Origin of the sequence: Chitinimonas sp. (assembly GCF_036568685.1) — a bacterium.
In the GTDB taxonomy this organism is placed as follows: domain Bacteria; phylum Pseudomonadota; class Gammaproteobacteria; order Burkholderiales; family Chitinimonadaceae; genus Chitinimonas.
Genome location: NZ_DATCSC010000072.1, coordinates 25,909 through 46,311 on the forward strand (window position 1 = coordinate 25,909; position 20,403 = coordinate 46,311).

20 protein-coding genes are annotated in these 20,403 nt (G+C 62.2%); 16 read left to right on the forward strand and 4 right to left on the reverse strand.

Features of this window, described 5'->3' with window-relative positions:
• Positions 1-81: 81 nt before the first annotated feature.
• Complete coding sequence (locus VIM95_RS11420; RefSeq protein ID WP_331985730.1) at positions 82-1,098, reverse strand: asparaginase domain-containing protein; 1,017 nt, start codon at positions 1,096-1,098, stop codon at positions 82-84.
• A 99-nt stretch (positions 1,099-1,197) separates the two neighbouring features.
• On the opposite strand from VIM95_RS11420, the gene smpB reads away from it, so the two are divergent.
• The 4 genes from smpB to VIM95_RS11440 all read left to right on the forward strand — a co-directional run bounded on the left by smpB (position 1,198) and on the right by VIM95_RS11440 (position 5,957).
• Positions 1,198-1,647: an SsrA-binding protein SmpB gene (gene smpB / locus VIM95_RS11425; protein ID WP_331985732.1), complete on the forward strand. Its 450-nt coding sequence runs from the start codon at positions 1,198-1,200 to the stop codon at positions 1,645-1,647.
• Between the two features lie 144 nt (positions 1,648-1,791).
• Entirely contained in the window at positions 1,792-2,964 is a 1,173-nt protein-coding gene (locus tag VIM95_RS11430; RefSeq protein ID WP_331985734.1) for a GGDEF domain-containing protein, read from the forward strand.
• A gap of 74 nt (positions 2,965-3,038) precedes the next feature.
• Positions 3,039-4,616 (forward strand): glutamine-hydrolyzing GMP synthase, encoded by a 1,578-nt coding sequence (guaA, locus tag VIM95_RS11435; protein WP_331985736.1) that lies wholly within the window; start codon positions 3,039-3,041, stop codon positions 4,614-4,616.
• 72 nt (positions 4,617-4,688) lie between these two features.
• Positions 4,689-5,957, forward strand: a complete 1,269-nt coding sequence (locus VIM95_RS11440; protein WP_331985738.1) for a DUF6445 family protein — start codon at positions 4,689-4,691, stop codon at positions 5,955-5,957.
• 8 nt (positions 5,958-5,965) lie between these two features.
• Here the strand turns inward: VIM95_RS11440 and VIM95_RS11445 are convergent, their stop codons facing one another.
• Positions 5,966-7,522 carry an aldehyde dehydrogenase family protein gene (locus VIM95_RS11445; protein ID WP_331985740.1) on the reverse strand — a complete coding sequence of 519 codons (1,557 nt, stop codon included), beginning with the start codon at positions 7,520-7,522 and terminating at the stop codon, positions 5,966-5,968.
• Between the two features lie 293 nt (positions 7,523-7,815).
• On the opposite strand from VIM95_RS11445, the gene VIM95_RS11450 reads away from it, so the two are divergent.
• The 10 genes from VIM95_RS11450 to VIM95_RS11495 all read left to right on the forward strand — a co-directional run bounded on the left by VIM95_RS11450 (position 7,816) and on the right by VIM95_RS11495 (position 17,948).
• Positions 7,816-8,079, forward strand: coding sequence for a PepSY domain-containing protein (locus tag VIM95_RS11450; RefSeq protein ID WP_331985742.1), 264 nt, complete (start codon positions 7,816-7,818; stop codon positions 8,077-8,079).
• Between the two features lie 87 nt (positions 8,080-8,166).
• Positions 8,167-8,970 (forward strand): phosphatase PAP2 family protein, encoded by an 804-nt coding sequence (locus VIM95_RS11455; protein WP_331985744.1) that lies wholly within the window; start codon positions 8,167-8,169, stop codon positions 8,968-8,970.
• Between the two features lie 7 nt (positions 8,971-8,977).
• Positions 8,978-9,658 carry a response regulator gene (locus tag VIM95_RS11460; RefSeq protein ID WP_331985746.1) on the forward strand — a complete coding sequence of 227 codons (681 nt, stop codon included), beginning with the start codon at positions 8,978-8,980 and terminating at the stop codon, positions 9,656-9,658.
• Positions 9,658-10,992, forward strand: coding sequence for an ATP-binding protein (locus VIM95_RS11465; RefSeq protein ID WP_331985748.1), 1,335 nt, complete (start codon positions 9,658-9,660; stop codon positions 10,990-10,992). The genes VIM95_RS11460 and VIM95_RS11465 overlap by 1 nt, the downstream gene beginning before the upstream one ends.
• 328 nt (positions 10,993-11,320) lie before the next feature.
• Positions 11,321-11,989 carry a MarC family protein gene (locus VIM95_RS11470; RefSeq protein ID WP_331985750.1) on the forward strand — a complete coding sequence of 223 codons (669 nt, stop codon included), beginning with the start codon at positions 11,321-11,323 and terminating at the stop codon, positions 11,987-11,989.
• Between the two features lie 127 nt (positions 11,990-12,116).
• Positions 12,117-13,436, forward strand: a complete 1,320-nt coding sequence (locus VIM95_RS11475; RefSeq protein WP_331985752.1) for a hemolysin family protein — start codon at positions 12,117-12,119, stop codon at positions 13,434-13,436.
• Positions 13,436-14,272 carry a ScpA family protein gene (locus VIM95_RS11480; protein WP_331985753.1) on the forward strand — a complete coding sequence of 279 codons (837 nt, stop codon included), beginning with the start codon at positions 13,436-13,438 and terminating at the stop codon, positions 14,270-14,272. Before VIM95_RS11475 ends, VIM95_RS11480 begins: the two co-directional genes overlap by 1 nt.
• Positions 14,273-14,280: 8 nt before the next feature.
• Positions 14,281-14,874, forward strand: coding sequence for an SMC-Scp complex subunit ScpB (scpB, locus tag VIM95_RS11485; RefSeq protein WP_331985755.1), 594 nt, complete (start codon positions 14,281-14,283; stop codon positions 14,872-14,874).
• A gap of 81 nt (positions 14,875-14,955) precedes the next feature.
• Entirely contained in the window at positions 14,956-17,172 is a 2,217-nt protein-coding gene (locus VIM95_RS11490; protein WP_331985757.1) for an HDOD domain-containing protein, read from the forward strand.
• Positions 17,173-17,378: 206 nt separating this feature from the next.
• Positions 17,379-17,948, forward strand: coding sequence for a phasin family protein (locus VIM95_RS11495; RefSeq protein ID WP_331985759.1), 570 nt, complete (start codon positions 17,379-17,381; stop codon positions 17,946-17,948).
• A gap of 63 nt (positions 17,949-18,011) precedes the next feature.
• Here the strand turns inward: VIM95_RS11495 and VIM95_RS11500 are convergent, their stop codons facing one another.
• Together VIM95_RS11500 and VIM95_RS11505 are read right to left on the reverse strand one after the other, a co-directional pair.
• Complete coding sequence (locus tag VIM95_RS11500) at positions 18,012-18,716, reverse strand: hypothetical protein (RefSeq protein ID WP_331985761.1); 705 nt, start codon at positions 18,714-18,716, stop codon at positions 18,012-18,014.
• On the reverse strand, positions 18,716-19,627 hold the full coding sequence (locus tag VIM95_RS11505; protein ID WP_331985763.1) for a LysR family transcriptional regulator: 912 nt from the start codon (positions 19,625-19,627) through the stop codon (positions 18,716-18,718). The genes VIM95_RS11500 and VIM95_RS11505 overlap by 1 nt, the downstream gene beginning before the upstream one ends.
• A 235-nt stretch (positions 19,628-19,862) precedes the next feature.
• Between VIM95_RS11505 and VIM95_RS11510 the strand changes: the two genes are divergently transcribed.
• Together VIM95_RS11510 and VIM95_RS23395 are read left to right on the forward strand one after the other, a co-directional pair.
• Positions 19,863-20,156, forward strand: coding sequence for a hypothetical protein (locus tag VIM95_RS11510; RefSeq protein ID WP_331985765.1), 294 nt, complete (start codon positions 19,863-19,865; stop codon positions 20,154-20,156).
• Positions 20,157-20,255: 99 nt separating this feature from the next.
• A partial coding sequence (locus tag VIM95_RS23395) for a sulfite exporter TauE/SafE family protein (protein WP_414648520.1) occupies positions 20,256-20,403 on the forward strand: 148 nt, incomplete at its 3' end.

Consider the following 20,403-nt stretch of genomic DNA (forward strand, 5'->3'; position numbering starts at 1 on the left):
CGCTGGTTCAAACGGACGTTCGTTTGAAATGGAGTGTGGGTTTCCAGCCCACCCCGCCGGTGGCGGGGCAGGCATGTCGGCTCAGCGTGGCGTCAGCTCACCGCGCAGGCTGGTGCTCAAGAGATCGTCAGGCCCCAGTATCTGTTTGGGCTGCGAGAGCTGGTAGTAGAGCTTGCTGAGGGCGGCTTCCGGCGTCATGTCCTGGCCCGAGATCAAGCCGGCCCGTGAGAGGACTGAACCGGCGGCGTAGCTGTCGCTGACCTTGCCCGATACGCATTGGGTGACATTGACGATCACCACGCCGCGCTCAGTGGCGGCGGCAAAGGCCGCCAGCAGGGCCGTGTCGGCGTCGGGTGCGTTGCCCGCGCCATAGCTCTCGAGTACCACGCCGGCCAGATCATCGCTCAGCAACAGCCGCTCTATCATGCGTACGCTATAGCCGGGGTAGAGCTTGAGGCCGGCGATATGCAGGCCGGCATCAATGGTATGCAGGGCGAACGGGCCACGTGGCGCTGGCAGGCACAGCGCCGGGTTGAACTCGGCGTGGCCCTGCACCCGCCCCAGTATGGGGTAGTTGGGCGAGCCAAAGGCGCCGATCTCTGCCCCCCACAGCTTGCGCGAGCGGTTGCCGCGCAAAAGCTGCCGGTTGAAGGCCACGCAGACTTCGTGCAGCTGGGGCTGGGCCGCCCAGTGGAAGGCATCCACCAGGTTCTGCTCGGCATCGTTGGGGTGCTCGCTCAAGGGCACCATGGAACCGGTGACGATCACCGGCTTGCCCAGGTTCTCGAGCATGAAGCTGAGCGCCGAGGCGGTGTAGGCCAGGGTATCGGTACCGTGGATGATCACAAAGCCATCGTAGTCGGCATAGCGGGCGGCAATATCGGCCGCCATGGTGTTCCAGTGCTCGGGCCGCAGGTTCGAGGAATCGATCAGCGGTGCGTATTCCTTGAGCGTATAGGCCGGAAAGCCGGGCGTGCGCGCGGCAATGCGGGCGAGTTCGGCGGGTAGATGGCCAGGCGTAGGGGCATAGCCATTGGGGCCTGCCTGCATGCCGATGGTGCCACCGGCGTAGATGACGAAAAGACGCTGCTGAGGCATGTTAGGGTAATATCCGCGCTTTGAATTGCGACGCTTCGTGTCGGTCGGCCAAGAAGACTGCGCCGGACTTTACCGCGTCATCCACTCTGTTTCCAGCCAATGTCCATCGTCGATAACCGCAAAGCCTTTCACGACTACTTCATCGAAGAGAAATTCGAAGCCGGTCTGGTGCTCGAAGGCTGGGAGGTCAAGTCCATCCGTGCCGGCAAGGTGCAGATCAAGGAGGGCTACGTCATTCTGCGTAATGGCGCCTTCTATCTGATCGGCGCCCATATCTCGCCACTGACCAGCGCCTCCACCCATGTGCTGCCGGACCCGACCCGCAGCCGCAAGTTGCTGCTCAACCAGGCTGAGATCAACAAGCTGATCGGCCGGGTGGAGCGTGCCGGCTATACCCTGGCGCCGCTCGACATGCATTTCAAGGCGGGTCGCATCAAGCTGCAGATTGGCCTTGCCAAGGGCAAGAAGCTGCACGACAAGCGCGACACCGAGCGTACCAAGGACGCGCAGCGTGAGATCCAGCGCGCGATGAAAACGCGGCAACGTTAGGAGCATGGGTATCGACCCAGGGACAACAGCCACCTCTGAGTGGCTGTTCGTTTTTGGGCGTCGCTTACCTTGGTAGGCAGGTTATTGGCTATAACGGGGGTGAACGCGTCCTGGCCATACCGGCCGCCATCGCGATGCCCAGGCATGACCCAACCACATATACCTACCCTGATCCTGGCTGAATCCCTGATGCTCTTGCAGCTCAGCGGACTGGTCTATCTGATCGGCCAGCGGGTGCGGGACATCATGCAAGGCCCGCGAGCCTGGTCGGCCGGCTTGCTTTGCTACGCCCTGGCACAGTTCTGCCTCAGCATGGAGTGGAACGATGTCCCCGAGGCGGCCTTCCTCACCGACTTTCTGGCCAGCCTTGGTTGTGCCAGTTTTTTGATCGGGCTTTATGACTTTACCGAGCGGCCGCGCCGCTGGCGGATGCTCGGTAGCCTGCTGGTGGCTCACGTGCTGGGGGTGCTGACGCTTAAGCTCCTCACCGACGACGAGATGGCACGGCTGGTCATGTTTTCCTTGATCCAGTTCCTCTTCAGCCTCGCCATCCTGTCGGCTCTCAGGCTGCATGTGCAGGTAAAGCGGCGGCTGGGCATACGGCTCTTGCGGGGCTTGGCCTACAGCTGGGCGGCGGTGAATCTGTTCCGGTTGGTCATACGCCTGTTCTATCCCTTGCACGGTAGCAGTGGCTTCGATATCCGCGAGCTGGTGTTCTTTATCCTGGTGCTGTTCTTCGGCATCTGGCTGGCACTGGCCTGCCTCCTGCTGATCCATGAGCGTATCGCTGCGGACCTGCTCTTTGCCACCAAGCGCGACCCCCTGACCGGCTGTCTTAATCGGCGCGGCTTTGCCGAAGCCCTGCAGGCCGAGGGCAAGCGCCTGATCCGCAATTGGGCGCCGACCTCCATGCTGGCCATCGACTTCGACCATTTCAAGCAGCTCAATGATCGTTATGGCCATGCCGCCGGTGACGAGGCGCTGATCCAGTTCTCCGCCATGGTGAGGGAAGAGCTGCGCGATGTAGACATCTTCGCCCGCCTGGGCGGCGAGGAGTTCGCCATCGTACTGCTCAATGCCCCCGAGGCAGGTGCCCGCATCGTGGCCGAGCGATTGCGCAAACGGGTCGAGGATCTGGTGCTGCATACCGCCAGTGGCCCCATCTGGTTCACCGCCAGCATCGGCGTGGCGGTATTGGCCGAGTATGAGAACGATCTCGAGCCGCTGCTGCATGAGGCCGACCGGGCGCTCTACGAGGCCAAGCAGGCTGGCCGCAACCGCGTGGAGATTTTCCGCGAGGCAGCGGTGCCTGCCTGACCGGGTGGCAGGCGGGTGGGCTTGCCGGCCAAGCTCCTGTAAAATCCGGTTTTTGCAAGGAAAGCCGCCCGCCCATGGACAAAATCCTCATCCTCGACTTTGGCTCGCAAGTTGCACAGCTGATCGCCCGCCGCGTGCGCGAAGCCCATGTCTACTGCGAACTGCACCCGTACGACATGCCGCTGGCCGACATCAAGGCCTTCGGCCCCAAGGCCATCATCCTGTCCGGCGGCCCCAATTCGGTCTACGAGAGCGATTACCAGGCCGACGCCGGCCTCCTGGCCCTGGGCGTGCCTGTCTTGGGTATCTGCTACGGCATGCAGTGGATGGCCCAGTCGCTGGGTGGCAAGGTCGAGGCCGGCACGACGCGTGAGTTCGGCTATGCCGAGATCCGCGCCCGCGGCCATTCCCAGTTCTTCAATGGTCTGCAGGACCGCACCAACGAAGCCGGCCACGGCCTCTTGGACGTCTGGATGAGCCACGGTGACAAGGTCACCGCCATGCCCGAAGGCTTCAAGCTGATCGCCGAGACCGCTTCCTGCCCGGTCGCCGCCATGGCCGATGAAGACCGCAAGTTCTACGCCGTCCAGTTCCATCCGGAGGTCACCCACACCAAGCGCGGCACCGACATGCTGCACCGCTTCGTGCTGGGTATCGCTGGCGCCCAGCCTAGCTGGACCATGCCCAACTACGTCGAAGAAGCGGTCAAGAAGATCCGCGAACAAGTCGGTAACGAGGAAGTCATCCTAGGCCTCTCTGGCGGTGTCGATTCCAGCGTGGCTGCAGCCCTGATCCATCGCGCCATTGGCGACCAACTGACCTGCGTCTTTGTCGACCACGGCCTGTTGCGCCTCAATGAAGGCGATATGGTCATGGACATGTTCGCCCGTGGCCTGGGCGTCAAGGTCATCCGCGTCGACGCCAGTGCCGAATTCATGGGCCACCTGGCCGGCGTGACCGACCCGGAAGCCAAGCGCAAGATCATCGGCCGCGAGTTCGTCGAGGTCTTCCAGCGCGAATCGGCCAAGCTCAGCAACGCCAAGTGGCTGGCCCAGGGCACCATCTACCCGGACGTGATCGAATCGGCCGGCAGCAAGACCAAGAAGGCCCATACCATCAAGAGCCACCACAACGTCGGTGGTCTGCCCGAGACATTGAACCTCAAGCTGCTTGAGCCGCTTCGCGAACTCTTCAAGGACGAAGTGCGCGAACTGGGCGTGGCCCTGGGCCTGCCGCACGAGATGGTCTACCGCCATCCCTTCCCGGGCCCGGGCCTGGGCGTGCGTATCCTCGGCGAGGTCAAGCGCGAGTACGCCGAGCTGCTGCAACGCGCCGACGCCATCTTCATCGAAGAGCTGCGCAACACCCGCGACGAACACAGCGGCAAGACCTGGTACGAGCTCACCTCGCAGGCCTTCGCCGTGTTCCTGCCGGTCAAGTCGGTCGGCGTGATGGGTGATGGCCGTACCTATGAGTGGGTTGTGGCACTGCGCGCCGTGGTGACCAGCGACTTCATGACCGCCCACTGGGCCGAGCTGCCTTACTCGCTGCTGGGCAAGGTATCCAACCGCATCATCAATGAGGTGCGCGGCATCAACCGGGTGGTTTACGATGTTTCCGGCAAGCCGCCGGCAACCATCGAATGGGAATGATGGCTGGGATCTGATCCCCTCTGGCCCGACGCGGCCCGCCTGGTGCGGGCCGTTTTCTTTGCAGGAAGCGCGATGAGCAAGGCACAACAACTGGTCGAGCAAGGCCTGCTGCTGCACCGGCAGGGTAGGGCGCGGGAGGCGACCGGCTACTTTCAGCAGGCCTTGGTAGCACAAGCCGGCTTTGGCCCGGCGCTGTACTACCTGGGGCTGAGCATGGCCCAGCAGGGCATGGCCGACATGGGCAGGGCCATGGTGGAGCAGGCCTTGGCAGCGGGTGAGGACCACGCGGACCTGCGTTTGGACCTGGGCGCCATGTATGAACGACGGGGGCAATGGGAAGTGGCGGACCGGCACTATGCTCGGGCCTGTGAGCTAGGCCCCGACCGTAGCCACGCCTGGGAGGGCAGGGCGCGGGTTGCCGCGCGACGCGGTGAGGTAGAGACCGCCGAGCAGGCCTTGACGCAGTTGGTGGCGCTGCAGCCCGATCATGCACCCTTCCGCCTCGCGCTGGCTCGCCATGCTTGGCAGCAGAACGACGTAACGGCGACCCGGCAGCATTTCAATACCCTGTTGGCAGCAGAAGCTGGTGTATTGCAACAGGCTTACCTGGGCTTTGCCGAGCCTGAAGGTGCGGCGGATCGGCCCGATCCCTACGACCAACTGCAACGGGACGCCGCAGCGGGTGAGAGTGAGATACGCGCCGTGTTGGCTGGGGCGGATCTGGTGATTCTTGATGACTTCCTGCCTGAGCCGGACGCAGTCAGGGCCTGGGCCGCGGAACTGAGTTACACCGAGCAGGGTGGCAACTACCCAGGCCGCCAGACCGGTCCCTTGCGCTGTGACGAGCTGATGCAGCAAATTGCCAACCGGCTGGGGCGGCGCATCAAATGGTCATCGCCCGATAATGGCGTGGTCCGCCTGACCCTGGCAGACGCCACGGCCCGTAACGATATCCATGTCGATGACGAGACGGCCATCGAGACTCAACGCTACGCTGCCGTACTCTATCTGACTCGACCGGAACATTGTCAGGGTGGTACCAGCTTCTGGCAGCATCGCGCCACCGGCTGGCTTCGGCGACCAGATGAGGCAACCCTGCGTGCCGCGGGCTATGCGGACTTCCGGACATTCCTGCGGCGGGAGACGCCGCTGGGCGAGCCGCGGCCCTTCGAGCAGGTCACGGCCTTGCGGGCAGGCTGGCAGCATCTCTTCACGGTGCCTATGCGCTACAACCGGCTGGTGCTCTACAAGGGCCACCACTTCCATGCCGTGGACAGCGTGTTCGGCCATGATTTTGGCGATGGCCGGCTCACCCGTCTCATGACTTTCGAGACCTGGTAGCGTTCACCCTAGCTCTTGAAGCGTACGCCCTGGGCCAGCGGCAGCTGGCTGCCGTAGTTGACGGTATTGGTGATGCGGCGCATGTAGTTCTTCCAGGTATCCGAGCCGGACTCACGACCGCCGCCGGTCTCCTTTTCGCCGCCGAAGGCGCCGCCGATCTCGGCGCCGCTGGTGCCGATATTGACGTTCACGATGCCGCAGTCCGAGCCCGAAGGGCCAAGAAAGGCCTCGGCCTCGCGCAGGCTGTCGGTGAAGATGGCGGAGCTGAGTCCCTGGCCGACGGCGTTGTTGAGATCGATGGCGTCCAGTAGCTCTTCATAGGGCATGACGTAGAGCAAGGGGCCGAAGGTCTCCTCCTGCACGATGGGCAGATTGCCCGGCACCCTCACCAAGGCGGGGCGCACATAGTGGCCCAGCAGCGGTACCCCCTGCTCGACCTTGTTACCCCCGGTAATACGCTGGCCGCCTTGCTGTTCCACCGCTTGCAAGGCTTGTTGGAGGCGCCAGTAGGCATCGGCGTCGATCAGTGGGCCGACCAGCACGCCTTCCTGGCTTGGATCACCGACCTGCAATTCGTCAAAGGCCTGTGCCAGTCGTTGAGTCAGCGGTTCAATCACGCTGCTATGCACGATCAGCCGGCGCAAGGAGGTACAGCGCTGCCCCGCCGTACCTGCAGCAGCAAAGACGATGGCACGGACTGCCAGTTCAAGATCGGCACTGGGGGTGACGATCATGGCGTTGTTGCCACCCAATTCCAGCAGAGAGCGTCCCAGCCGGGCGGCAACGGTCTGGGCCAAGGCGCGGCCCATGGTGGTTGAGCCGGTGGCGGATACCAGCGGCAGCAAGGGGTGGGCGGCGATACGCTCCCCGGCTTCGCGCTCGCCCAGAACCAGCTGGCAGAGGTGGGCGGGTACCACTTCGCTCATCTCATCCACTGTCTCCTCGACCAGGCGTTGCAAGGCAACGGCACACAGCGGGGCCTTTTCACTGGGCTTCCACACGATGGCATCGCCACATACGAGGCCCAGCATGGCATTCCAGGCCCAAACCGCCATGGGGAAATTGAAAGCGGTGATGACGCCGACTGCACCGAGCGGATGCCACTGTTCCATCATGCGATGCTCGGGCCGCTCGCTGGCGATGGTGAGACCATGCAACTGCCGCGACAGGCCTACGGCAAAGTCGCAGATGTCGATGCACTCCTGCACCTCGCCTTCTGCCTCGCCGCTGATCTTGCCGATTTCCAGCGTCACCAGGCTGGCCAGGGCAGACTTGCGCTCGCGCAGCCGCATGCCAATACGGCGGACCAGCTCTCCACGCAAGGGCGCCGGAACCATGCGCCATTTCAGATAGGCGCCGTGTGCCGCTTCAACGGCATGATTGACCAACCCCGCCGTGGCGGGTGCGTAGCTGCCCAAGATGGCACCGTCGATGGGTGAGCGTATGGGCCGCACGGGTGCATCGGCATAGTGCGCTGCACCGGCAACCAGGGCCGAAGGCCAATAGGGCTCCGCCGCGAGATCGGAGAGGTGCAGGTCGGCGATCAGGTCTCGGGGCAGGCTCATGGCAGCTCCTGGTTGGGCTTGACGGGGCGGGCTGCATGCCCGAGCCCCTGCGGCCAGCATAGCGCTTAGGGAAGCGCTGCAAAAGTATCGGGGCCGCGGTGTGGCTTCCGATATCTTTTGCGGTGCTTCCCCTGACTGATCTATCTCCGGCCTTCTGGCCTGTTCGCGCTTTTTATATAAAATGCCGCGCGGCCAGTTTATGCCCCACGCCGGGGCCGGCATTTCGGCACCATTAAGGTTGTGCTAAGAATTGCCCGTTTAAATCACGCCAAAGTCGCCGTTTGAAAACCATCATGTCCCTTTTCCGCCCTCTTATTGCTGCCCTCTGCCTGATCGGCGCCGCCCATGCCGCTCCGGAGTGCACGTCCGAATCGCGCAGCCATTGGCTGAACGAGACGGTCTTCAAGAGCCAGTTGCGGCATCAGGGCTATCAGGTCAAGAAATTCAAGGTGGTCAAGCGCTGCTACGAGATTTACGGAACGGACAAAGCTGGCCGCAAGGTAGAGGTCTATTTCAACCCGGTGAACGGCGCGGTGGTGAAGAGTCGCGTTGATTGAGGCTAGTCACTCTGGGCGTTGCTACCCGGATTGTTCATACTCTTGGTTGGACGCTTGGCTATCTGCCCATTTTGATATGAGTTATTGATGCGTTTTCCGATTCTGCGTAATGCCCTGCCGTTCCGGCGTCCCGCCATGCAGGCCGCTGGAGGGGGGGCTCTGGAACAGTCTGCTGATGTTTGGCCGCAGACTGGCGAGTTGGCTGTTTCCGAAGCCCGTCTGCTGCGCCGCGCCTGGGCCTTGATGCTGGTAGCGGCCGTTGTCCTGCTACTGGTATTTACGTTGACGCCGCTCGATTACCTGCTGGCCGACCGTTATTACCTGTCCGATGGACATTTCCTCGGTCAGGGCAACTGGTGGCTGGAGACCTTCAGCCATGTGTTGGTCAAGCGTGCTGGCATCCTGGTATTGGTCCTGGTCTGGCTGCGTGTCATCGCGGGCTATGTCCGGCCGGCCTGGGCGGCGGACCGTCGACGCTGGCTGGCGGTCGCGCTGGCCATGTCCTTGGCGCCGGCTACTGTCTCCCTGCTCAAGCCGATCAGCGGTCTGCAATGTCCCTGGGACCTGACCCGCTATGGTGGTCAGGCTTGGGATCATGTCTCCTGGTTGACGCAGCAATTGGGTGTGCGGCGCGGTGGCTGCTTCCCCGCCGGCCACGCCACCAGCGGTTTTGGCTTCTTTGGCCTGGTGCTACTCTACATGGGCCGCGCGCCGCGTAAGGCCTACACGGTAGGGGGGCTGGCCCTTATGGGTGGCTTGTCGCTGGGCTGGGGGCAGCAGATGCGTGGGGCGCATTTCCTCTCGCACACGCTATGGTCGGCCTGGGTGTGCTGGGCGGTTTGCCTCGCCATATTCGGTGTGATGGGTCTGCATCGCGCCAACAAGGAATAAGCTGCCTATGCGCATCTTGCTGGTGGAGGACGATGTACTGCTTGGTGATGGCTTGCGTACCGGCCTGGCTCAGGCAGGCTGCACGGTGGATTGGGTACGCGATGGCGTCGCGGCCGATACGGCGCTACTGGCCGAGCACTATGCGGCAGTCGTGCTCGATTGGGGTTTGCCGCGACGCGATGGCCTGTCACTGATCCGAGGTCTGCGGCAGCGTCGCAATGCCACACCGGTGCTGATGCTGACAGCGCGTGACGCGCTGGAAGACCGTATCAGCGGGCTCGATGCCGGGGCCGACGACTATCTGGTCAAGCCGGTCGCCATTGCCGAGTTGGCAGCGCGGCTACGTGCCTTGGTTCGTCGTTCGGCAGGTCGCAGTGAACCGGTCTACCGCCACGGCATTCTTGCTCTCGACCCTGCCAAAAGGCGCACCACTTTGGGTGATAAGCCGTTGGAACTCTCCACCCGCGAATTTGATCTGCTGGCCTTGCTGATCGCTCAGCCAGAGCGCCCTGTATCGCGCGAGCAGATCGAGAACGCGCTGTACGGTTGGGGTGAAGAGGTGGAGAGCAATGCCATCGAGGTGCATGTACACCATCTGCGCAAGAAGCTCGGTAGCGACTGGATCAAGACCTTGCGCGGTGTCGGCTATCTGCTGGACCCGAGCAAGGCGCAGGACAAGGCACCCTGATGCGCTTCTGGCCCCGCCAGGCCTCGCTGCGTCGGCGGCTGATCCTGCTGCTCCTGGGGGTGCTGGCACCGGTTTGGCTGTTGTTGGCACTGGGTGCCTACCTGCTGATGCTGCAAAAGGTCGATACCATGTTCGACCACCAGCTGGAGCGCGTCGCCGCCACGCTCTTTTCGCTGGATCTGGAGCACATGAAGGCGGCGGAGGATGCACCTGGTTTTCACGTCTTTGACGATGAAGACTCCTTTCCGGCCTATATCTGGTCTGCTGACGGCCAGTTGCTGTTTCGTACCGAATTCGCCCCCAAGCTGGCTTTCAATCCTCATCCTCAGCGCTTCCAGACCGAAGAGACCGAGGAGGGGCGTTGGCGCGTGATTCGGGTGCTGGATGCCGATGATGGCAAATGGCTGGTCGTGGCACGCCCCTACAAGGATAGGGCGCTGCTGGCACTGGATCTGGCCGCGACTTTGGTCTTCCCTTGGATACTGTGCCTTATCGTCATGGTGGCACTGGTCTGGCTGGCGGTAGGCAAGGGTTTGACGCCGCTCTACGAATTGTCGCGCCAGATAGCCGGACGACGACCGGATGATCTTTCACCAGTTGCCGCGGCGGCTACTCCCTCCGAAGCACAATCGCTGGTGGAGGAGATCAATCTCCTGATGAGCCGCGTGGACGGTGCGCTGGAGAAGGAACGGCGTTTTACCGCCGACGCCGCGCATGAATTGCGTACGCCACTGGCAGCTATACGCGCACAGGTGGAAGTGGCCGAGGCGGCGGAGGATCGCAGTACCCGCGAGCATGCCCTCAGTCAGGCGCGCAGAGGGGTGACCCATGCCGGCCGGGTGATCGAGCAACTCTTGACCCTGGCAAGACTGGACCATCTGGATGGCTTGGCGTCTGCCGGCCCATGCGATCTGGTGCAACTGGCGCGGGAAGAGCTGCTCGACTGTACCGCCATGGCGCTGTCCAAGGGGGTGGAGATCGCCCTTGAGGGCGAAGGGGTGATCGAGCGAGGGTCGCCCGACCTGCTGCGTCTGGCCATCCGTAACTTGCTCGATAACGCCATTGGTCATACTCCGGCAGGCGGGCTGGTGACGGTGACCGTGGCGCAGATCGATGCTCACTATTGCACGTTGACAGTCCTCGATACCGGTAGCGGTGCAACGCCGGAAACCTTGCAACGCCTTGGTGAGCGCTTCTTCCGTGGTGGAGCGAGTCGGCCGGGCAGCGGCTTGGGGTTGTCCATTGTCAGCCGTATCGCGGCCTTGCATGGCGGCCGCCTGCAGTTTGCAAGCCCGGCGGGCTTTGAGGCCAGCCTGTATCTGCCGCGCCAATAAAGCTAATGCACAGCTTGCCTGGAACAAGCATGTGGGTGACGTGTGGATAAGATGGGCAAGGCCATGATCCGGCAGGACTAATCATCACTGCCTAAATTTTAGGCGGGCAATGTGCGGCGTACACATCTAGGCGGGACAAGCCTGTGCAAGACCTGTGTACAAATGGGCTAACTACCTGATCGCACGCTATTTGTGGGTACTGCCTGTTTTTTACGCAATCCGGCGGTCGTCGGCAGCGATACTGCCTTGTGGCAAAGCCCCATTCACAAGTGCGGCCGCTGCTGCCATCATCCGGCCGTCTCCTACTACGCGCCCGGCGCCTGCAGCCATGGTTTATGACCTGATCGAGTTCACCAAGAGCATTCTGCTGGTGCTGACCGCGCTGCTGCCCATCATCAATCCGCCGGGGGCCGCACCCATCTTCCTGACCTATACCCAGGGTAGCAGTGACAAAGAGCGTAAGGCCATTGCCAAGCGCATCGCCATCAATAGCCTCTTCATGCTGCTGGGCGCCATGTTTATCGGCACCTATCTGCTCAAGTTCTTCGGTATTTCCTTGGCGGTGGTGCGTGTCGGCGGTGGTCTGGTCGTTGCGCTGGCGGGTTGGCGGCTTCTGGATGCAGAGGACCACAGCGCCGAGCAAAGCCAAAATCAGCCTGCACCCAAGAACAATCTCAAGCGCGCCTTCTTCCCGCTGACCTTTCCGTTCACCATCGGGCCTGGTTCGATTTCGGTCGCCATTACCTTGGGCGTGGCCTTGCGCAGCCGTGGCGGTATCGATGCCTTGAACCTGGTCGGCGGTGTGATCGGCATTACCCTGTTGTGCCTGATCGTCTACTACTGCTATCGCTTCGCCAACCGCTTGCTGGATCGTCTGGGCGAAACCGGCATCACGGTGTTCCTGCGCCTCTCCGCGTTTATTCTCTTGTGCATCGGGGTGCAGATTTTCTGGAACGGTGCATCGGAACTGCTGCGTGGATTGATGACCGGGGTGTAGCGCTAATGCCGAAAAACTGCGGCTTGGACTGAATAATCAGTGCTTTAGCTGCTTTTCCGGCACGCCGATCCGCGATTATGGGTGATGGCTGGTACACTAGCCGCTTCGTAACAACGCCCCACGCATAATGGAGATAGCCCTTTTACTCGGACTGATATTGCTCAATGGCGTCTTTGCCATGTCCGAGATTGCCCTGGTCACCGCTCGCCGCGCCCGTTTGCAGATATTGGCCGAGTCGGGGGATGCCGGTGCGCGCGCTGCAATTCAATTGGGCGAGAATCCCACCCGCTTTCTTTCCACCATGCAGATCGGCATCACCTCCATCGGGGTGTTGAACGGTATCGTCGGTGAATCGGCCCTGGCCGGCCCCTTCGCCATATGGCTGCGCGGCTTGGGCATGGCACCCGAGGCAGCCCAGTGGCTGGCATTGGGCCTGGTCGTGCTCAGCATTACCTATGTCTCCATCATCCTGGGGGAGCTGGTACCCAAGCGTATCGGCCAGATCAATCCCGAGCCCATCGCTCGCCTGGTGGCCCGTCCAATGCAGTGGCTGGCGACCATTACCAAGCCTTTCGTTCGCCTGTTGACCGCTTCTACCGAGCTGATGCTGCGTACCTTGGGCGTACGTACCGATCAGACCAATACCGTCACCCAGGAAGAAATCCACGCCCTGCTGGCAGAAGGTTCCGAATCCGGCGCCATCGAGCAGCAGGAGCACGAGATGGTACGCAATGTGTTCCGCCTGGACGACCGCCAGATCGGGTCCTTGATGACACCGCGTTCCGAAATCGTCTATCTGGACCTGGCCGATGAGCGCAAGGTCAACCTGGAAAAGATCGCCGATACCGACCACTCGCGCTACCCGGTCTGCCGTGGCGGTCTGGATGAGGTGCTGGGCATCGCTACCGCCAAACAGATCCTTGGTCAGACGCTGCGCGGTGAGCAGGCGGACTTTGCCAGCCACCTGCAACAGGTGGCCTATGTGCCAGAGACGCTGACCGGCATGGAGTTGCTGGAGAACTTCCGCTCGACTTCGGTGCAGATGGCGCTGGTGATTGACGAATATGGGGAGATCCAGGGGCTTGTGACCCTGCAGGATCTGCTCGAAGCGATCACTGGCGAATTCAAGCCGCACGATATTGAAGATGCCTGGGCGGTTCAGCGCGAAGATGGCAGCTGGCTGCTGGACGGGCTCATTCCCGTGCCTGAGCTCAAGGACAAGCTGGAGCTGCGCGAGGTACCGGAGGAAGACAAGGGCCGCTACCACACCCTGGCCGGCATGATCATGCTGCTGCTGGGTCGCCTGCCGCAGACTGCCGACAAGCTCGATTGGGGCGGATGGGTATTCGAGGTGGTCGACATGGATGGCAAACGCATCGACAAGGTGCTGGTCAGCCGTGATCCGAGTGCCGATGAGCCGGTTGCCACCGAGCCCGGTGCCGATTGATGAATCAGCCGGCTGAGCCGCTGGAGCCGGCTGCACCACTGGGCGCCACTACGCCGCTTGCGCTGGTTTTCGGCCAGCCGGTTACCGAGTTGCCGCAGGATCTCTATATCCCGCCCGATGCCTTACGCATTATGCTGGAGCGTTTCGAGGGGCCGCTGGACCTGCTGCTCTACCTGATCCGTAAGCAGAACCTCGATATCCTCGATATCCCCATGGCTGTGGTCACGCGCCAGTACATGGACTATGTCGAGGCCATGCGGGTGCATAGGCTGGAGCTGGCCGCCGAGTACCTCTTGATGGCGGCCCTGCTGATCGAGATCAAGTCCCGCATGCTGCTGCCGCGGCCCACTGCCGAGGCGGGTGAGGAGCACGACCCTCGTGCCGAGCTGGTCCGCCGCTTGCTTGAGTACGAGCAGATGAAGCTGGCGGCTTTCGAGCTGGACCAGTTGCCGATCGCCGGGCGCGATTTCAGCTGGGTATCTGCCTGGTTCGACCGTGAAATGGTGGTCCGGCTGCCTGAGGTCACGCCGGTAGACCTACGCCAGGCATGGATGTCGCTGCTGGCCCGCGCCAAGCACACCAAGCACCATACTGTGCGGCCGGACGAGTTGAGCGTGCGCGAGCAGATGGGGGAAATCCTCAAGAAGCTCACCGGTGGACATTTCCTGGAGTTTTCCCAGCTGTTTGATACTTCGCGTGGCGCGCCTCTGCTGGTCGTCAGCTTTATCGCCGTGTTGGAGCTGACCAAGGAAGGTCTGATCGCGGTCAGCCAGAGCGAGCCCTACCAACCCATCTATGTCCGGCTGGCAGGTAGCGAGCCGGCAGTCGAACCCTGACCCAGGCCATGGAATCCGTACTGCACGAACGGCAGCATCTGCAAACCGTGATCGAGACCGCCTTGCTGGTGGCTAGCGAGCCCTTGAGCGTGCATGACCTCAAGAAGCTGTTCGCCGAAGAGCTCAAGGCCGAGCTGCTCAATGAGGTGCTGGAGGCCATCCAGCAGGCCTGGCAGGGCAGGGGGGTGGAACTGGTACGTCTGGCCAGCGGTTGGCGCTTTCGTGCCCGGCTTGAGTACCAGCCCTACCTCGACAGGTTGAGCCCGGAAAAACCACCGCGTTATTCGCGTGCGGTGATGGAAACATTGGCCATCATCGCCTACAAGGGGCCACTCACCCGCGGCGAAATCGAAGAGATCCGCGGTGTGACGGTCTCCACCAATATCGTCAAGACCCTGGAAGAGCGTGGTTGGATCGAGGTCGTTGGTTACCGGGAGACGCCTGGCCGGCCGGGGCTCTACTCCACCACGCGTGCCTTCCTGGACGATCTGGGCTTGAAGAGCCGGGCCGAGCTGCCACCCTTGGCCGAGCTCGGGCAATTAGTGCTGCCTGATGGCGCCGAGCAGCAGGGCGATGGTACCTTATCCATTGAAGCGGCCTGATAGCGAGCGTTTTATGGCGTCCTCTGCTAGGCTGGTACTGGGCAGAATAAATATATTCGGTACTGGTGGAACGGCGCCGACATGGATGAGACGGTCTACACGCTGATAGCCGAGGATGGCTATACCTGGTTGGCGCATGCCGAGGATGGGCACCTTGCTTTGCTGGTGCCGGACCCCGGCATCGGCTCCGCCATTTATCCCTCCAATCCCAACCACCCCCTCCTGGCCACGCTGGAAGGCGACGCCGAAATCGACGGCGAGCGCTGGTTGGCCTATCGCTGGGCGGTAGGCGGCAGCCTGGCCGCCCGGCTCAATAGTGGCCCGCTGCCGGTGGATGATGCGCTGGAACTGATCCTGAAACTGCTCGACGCCACGCTGCACGCGCGGCTGCTGGGTATGGGGTTGGGGCGTATCGATGCCACGAGGGTGTTGCTCGGCACCGGAGGTACGGTCAGCCTTGCCGTGGTGCTGCCGCCAGAGGCGCATAGCGAGCGGGCCCTGCAGGATATGGCGGGTTTGCTCTATCACATGCTGGCAGGCAAGCGCCCGGTGCTGGACGAGCAAGGCGTTGCGCAGCCACTGCTGTCGGTGCAACCGGATATCCCCGCGGCTTTGGCAGCTGTCGTACATGGCGGTCTGGGCGATGGCACCGCGCCAAGGCAGGAGAGTCTCCTGGCCTTCCGCGCCGCCCTGCAGCACTACCAGCAGACGGCTGGTGGCGTGGACGAAGTGCCGATCGAAGACGATGGCCTGACCGGCCAGCTCTTGCGGCGTATCGAGAATACCGATGACTTCCCGGCGCTTTCGCGCGCCATTGGTGCGATCAGCCGTATTACTGACGGCGACACGGAAAAGCTGCAGGCGCTGGCCACGGTCATCCTGCGTGACTTCTCCTTGACCAACAAGGTACTGCGGCTGGCCAATTCTGCCAGCTACGGCCAGTTCGGTGGAGCCATCAGCACCATCTCGCGGGCGGTGATGGTACTGGGCTTTGGCACCGTCAAGGCCCTTGCCATGACCTTGGTGCTGATCGAGCACCTGACCAACAACGAGTACGCTGGCGAGCTCAAGGACGAGGTGGCCCGCGCCTTTTTCTCCAGCCTTTTGGCGCGCCAGTTGGCCGAGCGCAGCGGTTATCGGGACCTGGAAGAAGCCCGCGTTGCCGGCATGTTCCATCTGCTGGGCCGATTGCTGGCCTTGTTCTATTTTCATGACGACACGGTCACCATTGCCCGCCTCATCGCTTCCGGTGAAGAAGAAGAGGGAGCGGTACGACGCACGCTGGGAGTGAGTTACGAAGAGCTGGGCATGGGTGTGGCGCGTGCCTGGAACCTGCCGGGCAAGCTGGTGACCAGCATGGCGGCAGAATCCGGCAAGCCGCGGCCGCCACGGCACGACGGGGATTGGCTCAGGCTGTTTGCCAATGCGGGCAAGGCCATGATGCGTGCCGGCCTGGCCGACAATGAGCAGGATCGCTACAAGGGCTTTTTGCAGATCCGTGATCGCTTCGGCGAGAGTCTGCGCTTCAGCGAGCGAGATTTCCGGGTGGCGATGGACGACGCATTGCGCGAGACCTTGCGCGAAGCGACCATCTTTGGCCTGGAGGCCCAGTCCGGCGGCGTGCTGGCGCGCTTGCGCCAGTTGGCAGGCCTGCCGGCGATAGCGGCTGCCGTGGATGCGCCCGCCGCGCCGACGCCTTCTGCGGGTGCCGAAGAGGTGGCGCTTGCTCCCGTCGCTGCCGAGGTGCTGCCACCACAGGATCGCCCCTTGGTGGTCGAGGCACTGGCCAGCTGCGTGCAGGATGTGACCGAAACCCTGGTTGGCGATTTCCGTCTCAACGATCTGCTGCGCATGATATTGGAAACTCTATACCGTAGCCTGGGCGTGGACAGGGTGTTGATCGCCACCCGTAGCGTGCAGCGCAATGCCATCGTCGGTCGCTTCGGCTTTGGCGATGATGTCGACAGTTTCCTGGGCCGCTTTGCTCTGCCACTGGACGATAGTGCGGATGTATTCCGGGTGACGCTGTCGCAAAACCTGGACGTATTGATCGAGGACGTGGACAACGCCGCCATTCGTGACCGTATCCCTGCCTGGTTCAAGAGCAGTGGGGCAGGCAAGACCTTTTTGCTGATGCCGGTCGTGATCGACCGCAAGATCGTCGGCCTCTTCTATGCCGACCGGGCGGTGGCCGGCAGTTTGCAGTTGGGGCAGCGCGAGCTGGCACTCTGCAAGACCCTGCGCAACCAGGCCATTCTGGCCATAAGGCAGAAGACGCCACCGGCCACGCTGGGCTGATTGCGACGCCGCATTGGGCTTTTTGCTCTAGACAATAAGAATATGTTTATAAAGAGAAAAAAGGAAATTAAATTTTTGTGCAACGCAACAAACTGCTTGACTTGCGCAAAGTCGCGCGCCCATAATGGTTTCCATGCTGCAGTGCGCAAATATATATTGTCCTGCGGCTATACCCATACCGATAGTCAGTTCAGGAGAAGACCTTTATGTTCGCCACTTCGGATTTCGCCGCAATCGGCCAGGCCCAGCTTGAAAAGTCGATCCGCCTGTCCCATATCGCCCTGTCGGGCGTCGAACGCTTTGTCGCCCTGCAACTCGATGTCGCTCGGGAAATCCTGGCCGACAACACCAGCACCGCCAAGGCGCTGTCGGAAGTGAAGGACGTGCAAGGTCTGATCACGCTGCAGCAGCAACTGTCCCAGCCCGCCGTCGATAAGGCCCTGGCTGTTGCCAAGAGCGTGTACGATGTTTCCAGCAAGTCGCAAGCTGAGCTGGGTGCCTTCGTCGAAGACCAGGTCGTTGAATTCAACAAGGGTCTGGTTTCGACGCTGGACAAGGCCGTCAAGCAAGCGCCGGCCGGTTCCGAGATCGTTGTGTCGGCCGTCAAGACTGCTGTCGCTACGGCCGCTTCCGCTTACGACACCGTGACCAAGACCGCCAAGAAGGTCAGCAGTGATTTCGCCGAAGCCAGTGTTGCCGCCGCCGAGACCTCGGCCAAGGCTGCTGCCGGTGTGGCCAAGAGCACGGCTCGCAAGGCTGCTGCCGCCACTGCCTGATTCGCTACCCGGTAAGGCAAAAAAGCCACGCTATGCGTGGCTTTTTGTTTTTTGCGCTCGGACCTAGTTGCCTGGCTGGTGTTGGTAGAGCCAGAGCAATAGCGCTGCCAGCTTGCGGGCGGGCGAGTCGTTGGCCTGGCTGTTGGGGGGAGTCAGGGCAAAGACCGGGGGGAGGGCATGGACTGGTTGATAGTGTTCGTCTGCGCTGGCTACCAGATAGTCGCTTGCCAATTGTGCCAACCGTGCCGAAAGTTGGTACTGGCCTTGCCAGAACGGGTCCAAGCCGCTGGCCGGGTTGGCCAGAAAGAGCGGCGCCAGCCCGGCGAGGCCGCCACCGCATTCACTCATCACCTGTGTCATGAACGTCGGCGCGGAAATGCCGCCGGCATGCAACCAGGCGCCCGGGCTTGGTGCCAGTGCATCCAGTATGGCTTCCGCACGGTGGATCAGTTCGGCTGGGCCGCCTGCCATCAGCAAAAAGCCATGCTCCACCGCAAAGGGGCTGGCCTGCCAGGATAGGCCCACGCAGGGACTGGCCTGTACGCTGGGCCGGCTGGTCAGTAGCAGATCTGCCTCGCCGACAGGCAGCTGACGGTCCGATGCGACCAGCCATAGGCGCGGTGCTGGCAGCCAGGCTGCTTCGTCGAGGCTGGCGAGGGCTTGCCAGCCCTTGCCACTTTCCCCACCAAGTTGATATCCCGACCAGCCTTGGTGCGCCAAACGAGCGGCCAGCTCGGCACTGGGGTCGATCAGGATCAGCGTGTTCACTACTTGCTGCCTTCACATAGGCGGCGTTGCACCTCGGCATTGCCCAAGTGATCCAGGAACCAGCGCAGGGCATTGCCACGTGATTTGGTTGGCCAGCCGATGAATAACTGGGGACGGGGTTTGGGTTCCTCCACTTCCAGCGCGATCAGCTCACCGCTGGCTATATAGGGAGCAGCAAGGCGCTCGGGCAGGTGGCCCACGCCCAGCCCGGCCAGCTGCGCCGCCAACTTATCGCGCTGCGTGGAGACGCTGAGCGTAGGCTGACCGGTAAGCAGGCCAGAGGTACGCGGCGCCAAGCTGCGCGAGCTATCCGCCACGCTGACCGCACGGTGGGCGCGTATGGTCTGCATCGGTATGGGCTGTGGTTCGCGCGCCAAGGGGTGAGTGGGGGCGACCGCCAGTATGAAGGTCACGCTACCCAGCGGCATGCTCTTGAAGCCCCCACCGGGCGGGGCTTCATCCGGGGCGCCGATAGCGAGGTCCGCCCGGCCGGTGTAGAGCGCGTCCCAGGTACCGCCATAACCCTCGTGCGAGAAGCGCAAGCGAGTGGCTCCGCCGATACGGTCAAAGGCGGCGACCGATTCGAGCAACACTTCAAAGTCGACCAGATCCCCCACCGCGATGCGCAACTCGGGCTCCCAGCCAGTGGCGACGCGCTTGACCCGCGCTTCCAGGGCTGCTGCGGCATCGAGCAAGGGACGGCCTTCTCGCAACAGTTCCTGCCCCGCCGGTGTCAGCCGGGCCCGGTGGCCACTGCGATCGAAGATCAATACATCCAGATCTTGTTCAAGCTTTTGTATGGTGTAGGTCACGGCCGAAGGGACGCGATGCAGCTCCGCGGCGGCGGCGGCAAAGCTGCCTTTGCGTTCAATGGCATCCAATACGATCAGTGCATCTAGCGATAAGCGCATTACCAATTATCCAAATACCGGCGCGGGTCTGCGGGCCGCGCCAACAACCCGATTATGAGCGAGCCAGGCCAGCTTGCAGGATATTTCATCGGATTTATTGAATGCTTGCTGCGGCGCAGCATGAAAATATGTCGTAGGTTGTTGATCGGTAGGGGTTTTCTGGAATTTTTTGCGGGAGTAGGATGCGTTGCAGGACCGGCGTTAGATCGGGACAAAAAACATGGAGACATACTGCATGAAACTGAAGTCGATTCTGGTTTTATGGCCTTCGTTTCTCGTGGCCGGTATTGTGAACAGTCTGTTTTTTACCTTGTTCGACCCCCTGGAATTGATGGTCAACGGCGACCCCATATTCGATAGCCGCGTGCTCGCCTATTCCACTGGTTTCTTTGTCTGCTGGTTGTTTGCAGGTTTGTCGAGCGGACTGACCCTGTTCTTCGAGCGTGATGGGGCAGAGGTCAACAAGTATTGCCCGGTCGACTTCAGCAAGCCACGGGCTCAGGACGAGGGCGGTACACTCGCTCACTAGTTCTGCCTGGTTTGAGCGGTCGCGCAGGGGAGGGCCACGGCAGCCCCTTCGTATTGGGGCGGGCTCGCCAGTACCAGGCGTCCTTGCTAAGCTGCCGCCATGTTTTCCTCTTCCTGGTCGCTGACCCTTGCCGGCTGGTTGCTGGCGGGTTTTCTCGGCGGCGTGCATTGCCTGGGCATGTGCGGCGGTTTGGCCGCAGCCTTGGGCCTCCATAGCCAAGGCGTACGTCGGCTGCCCTTGCTGCTGG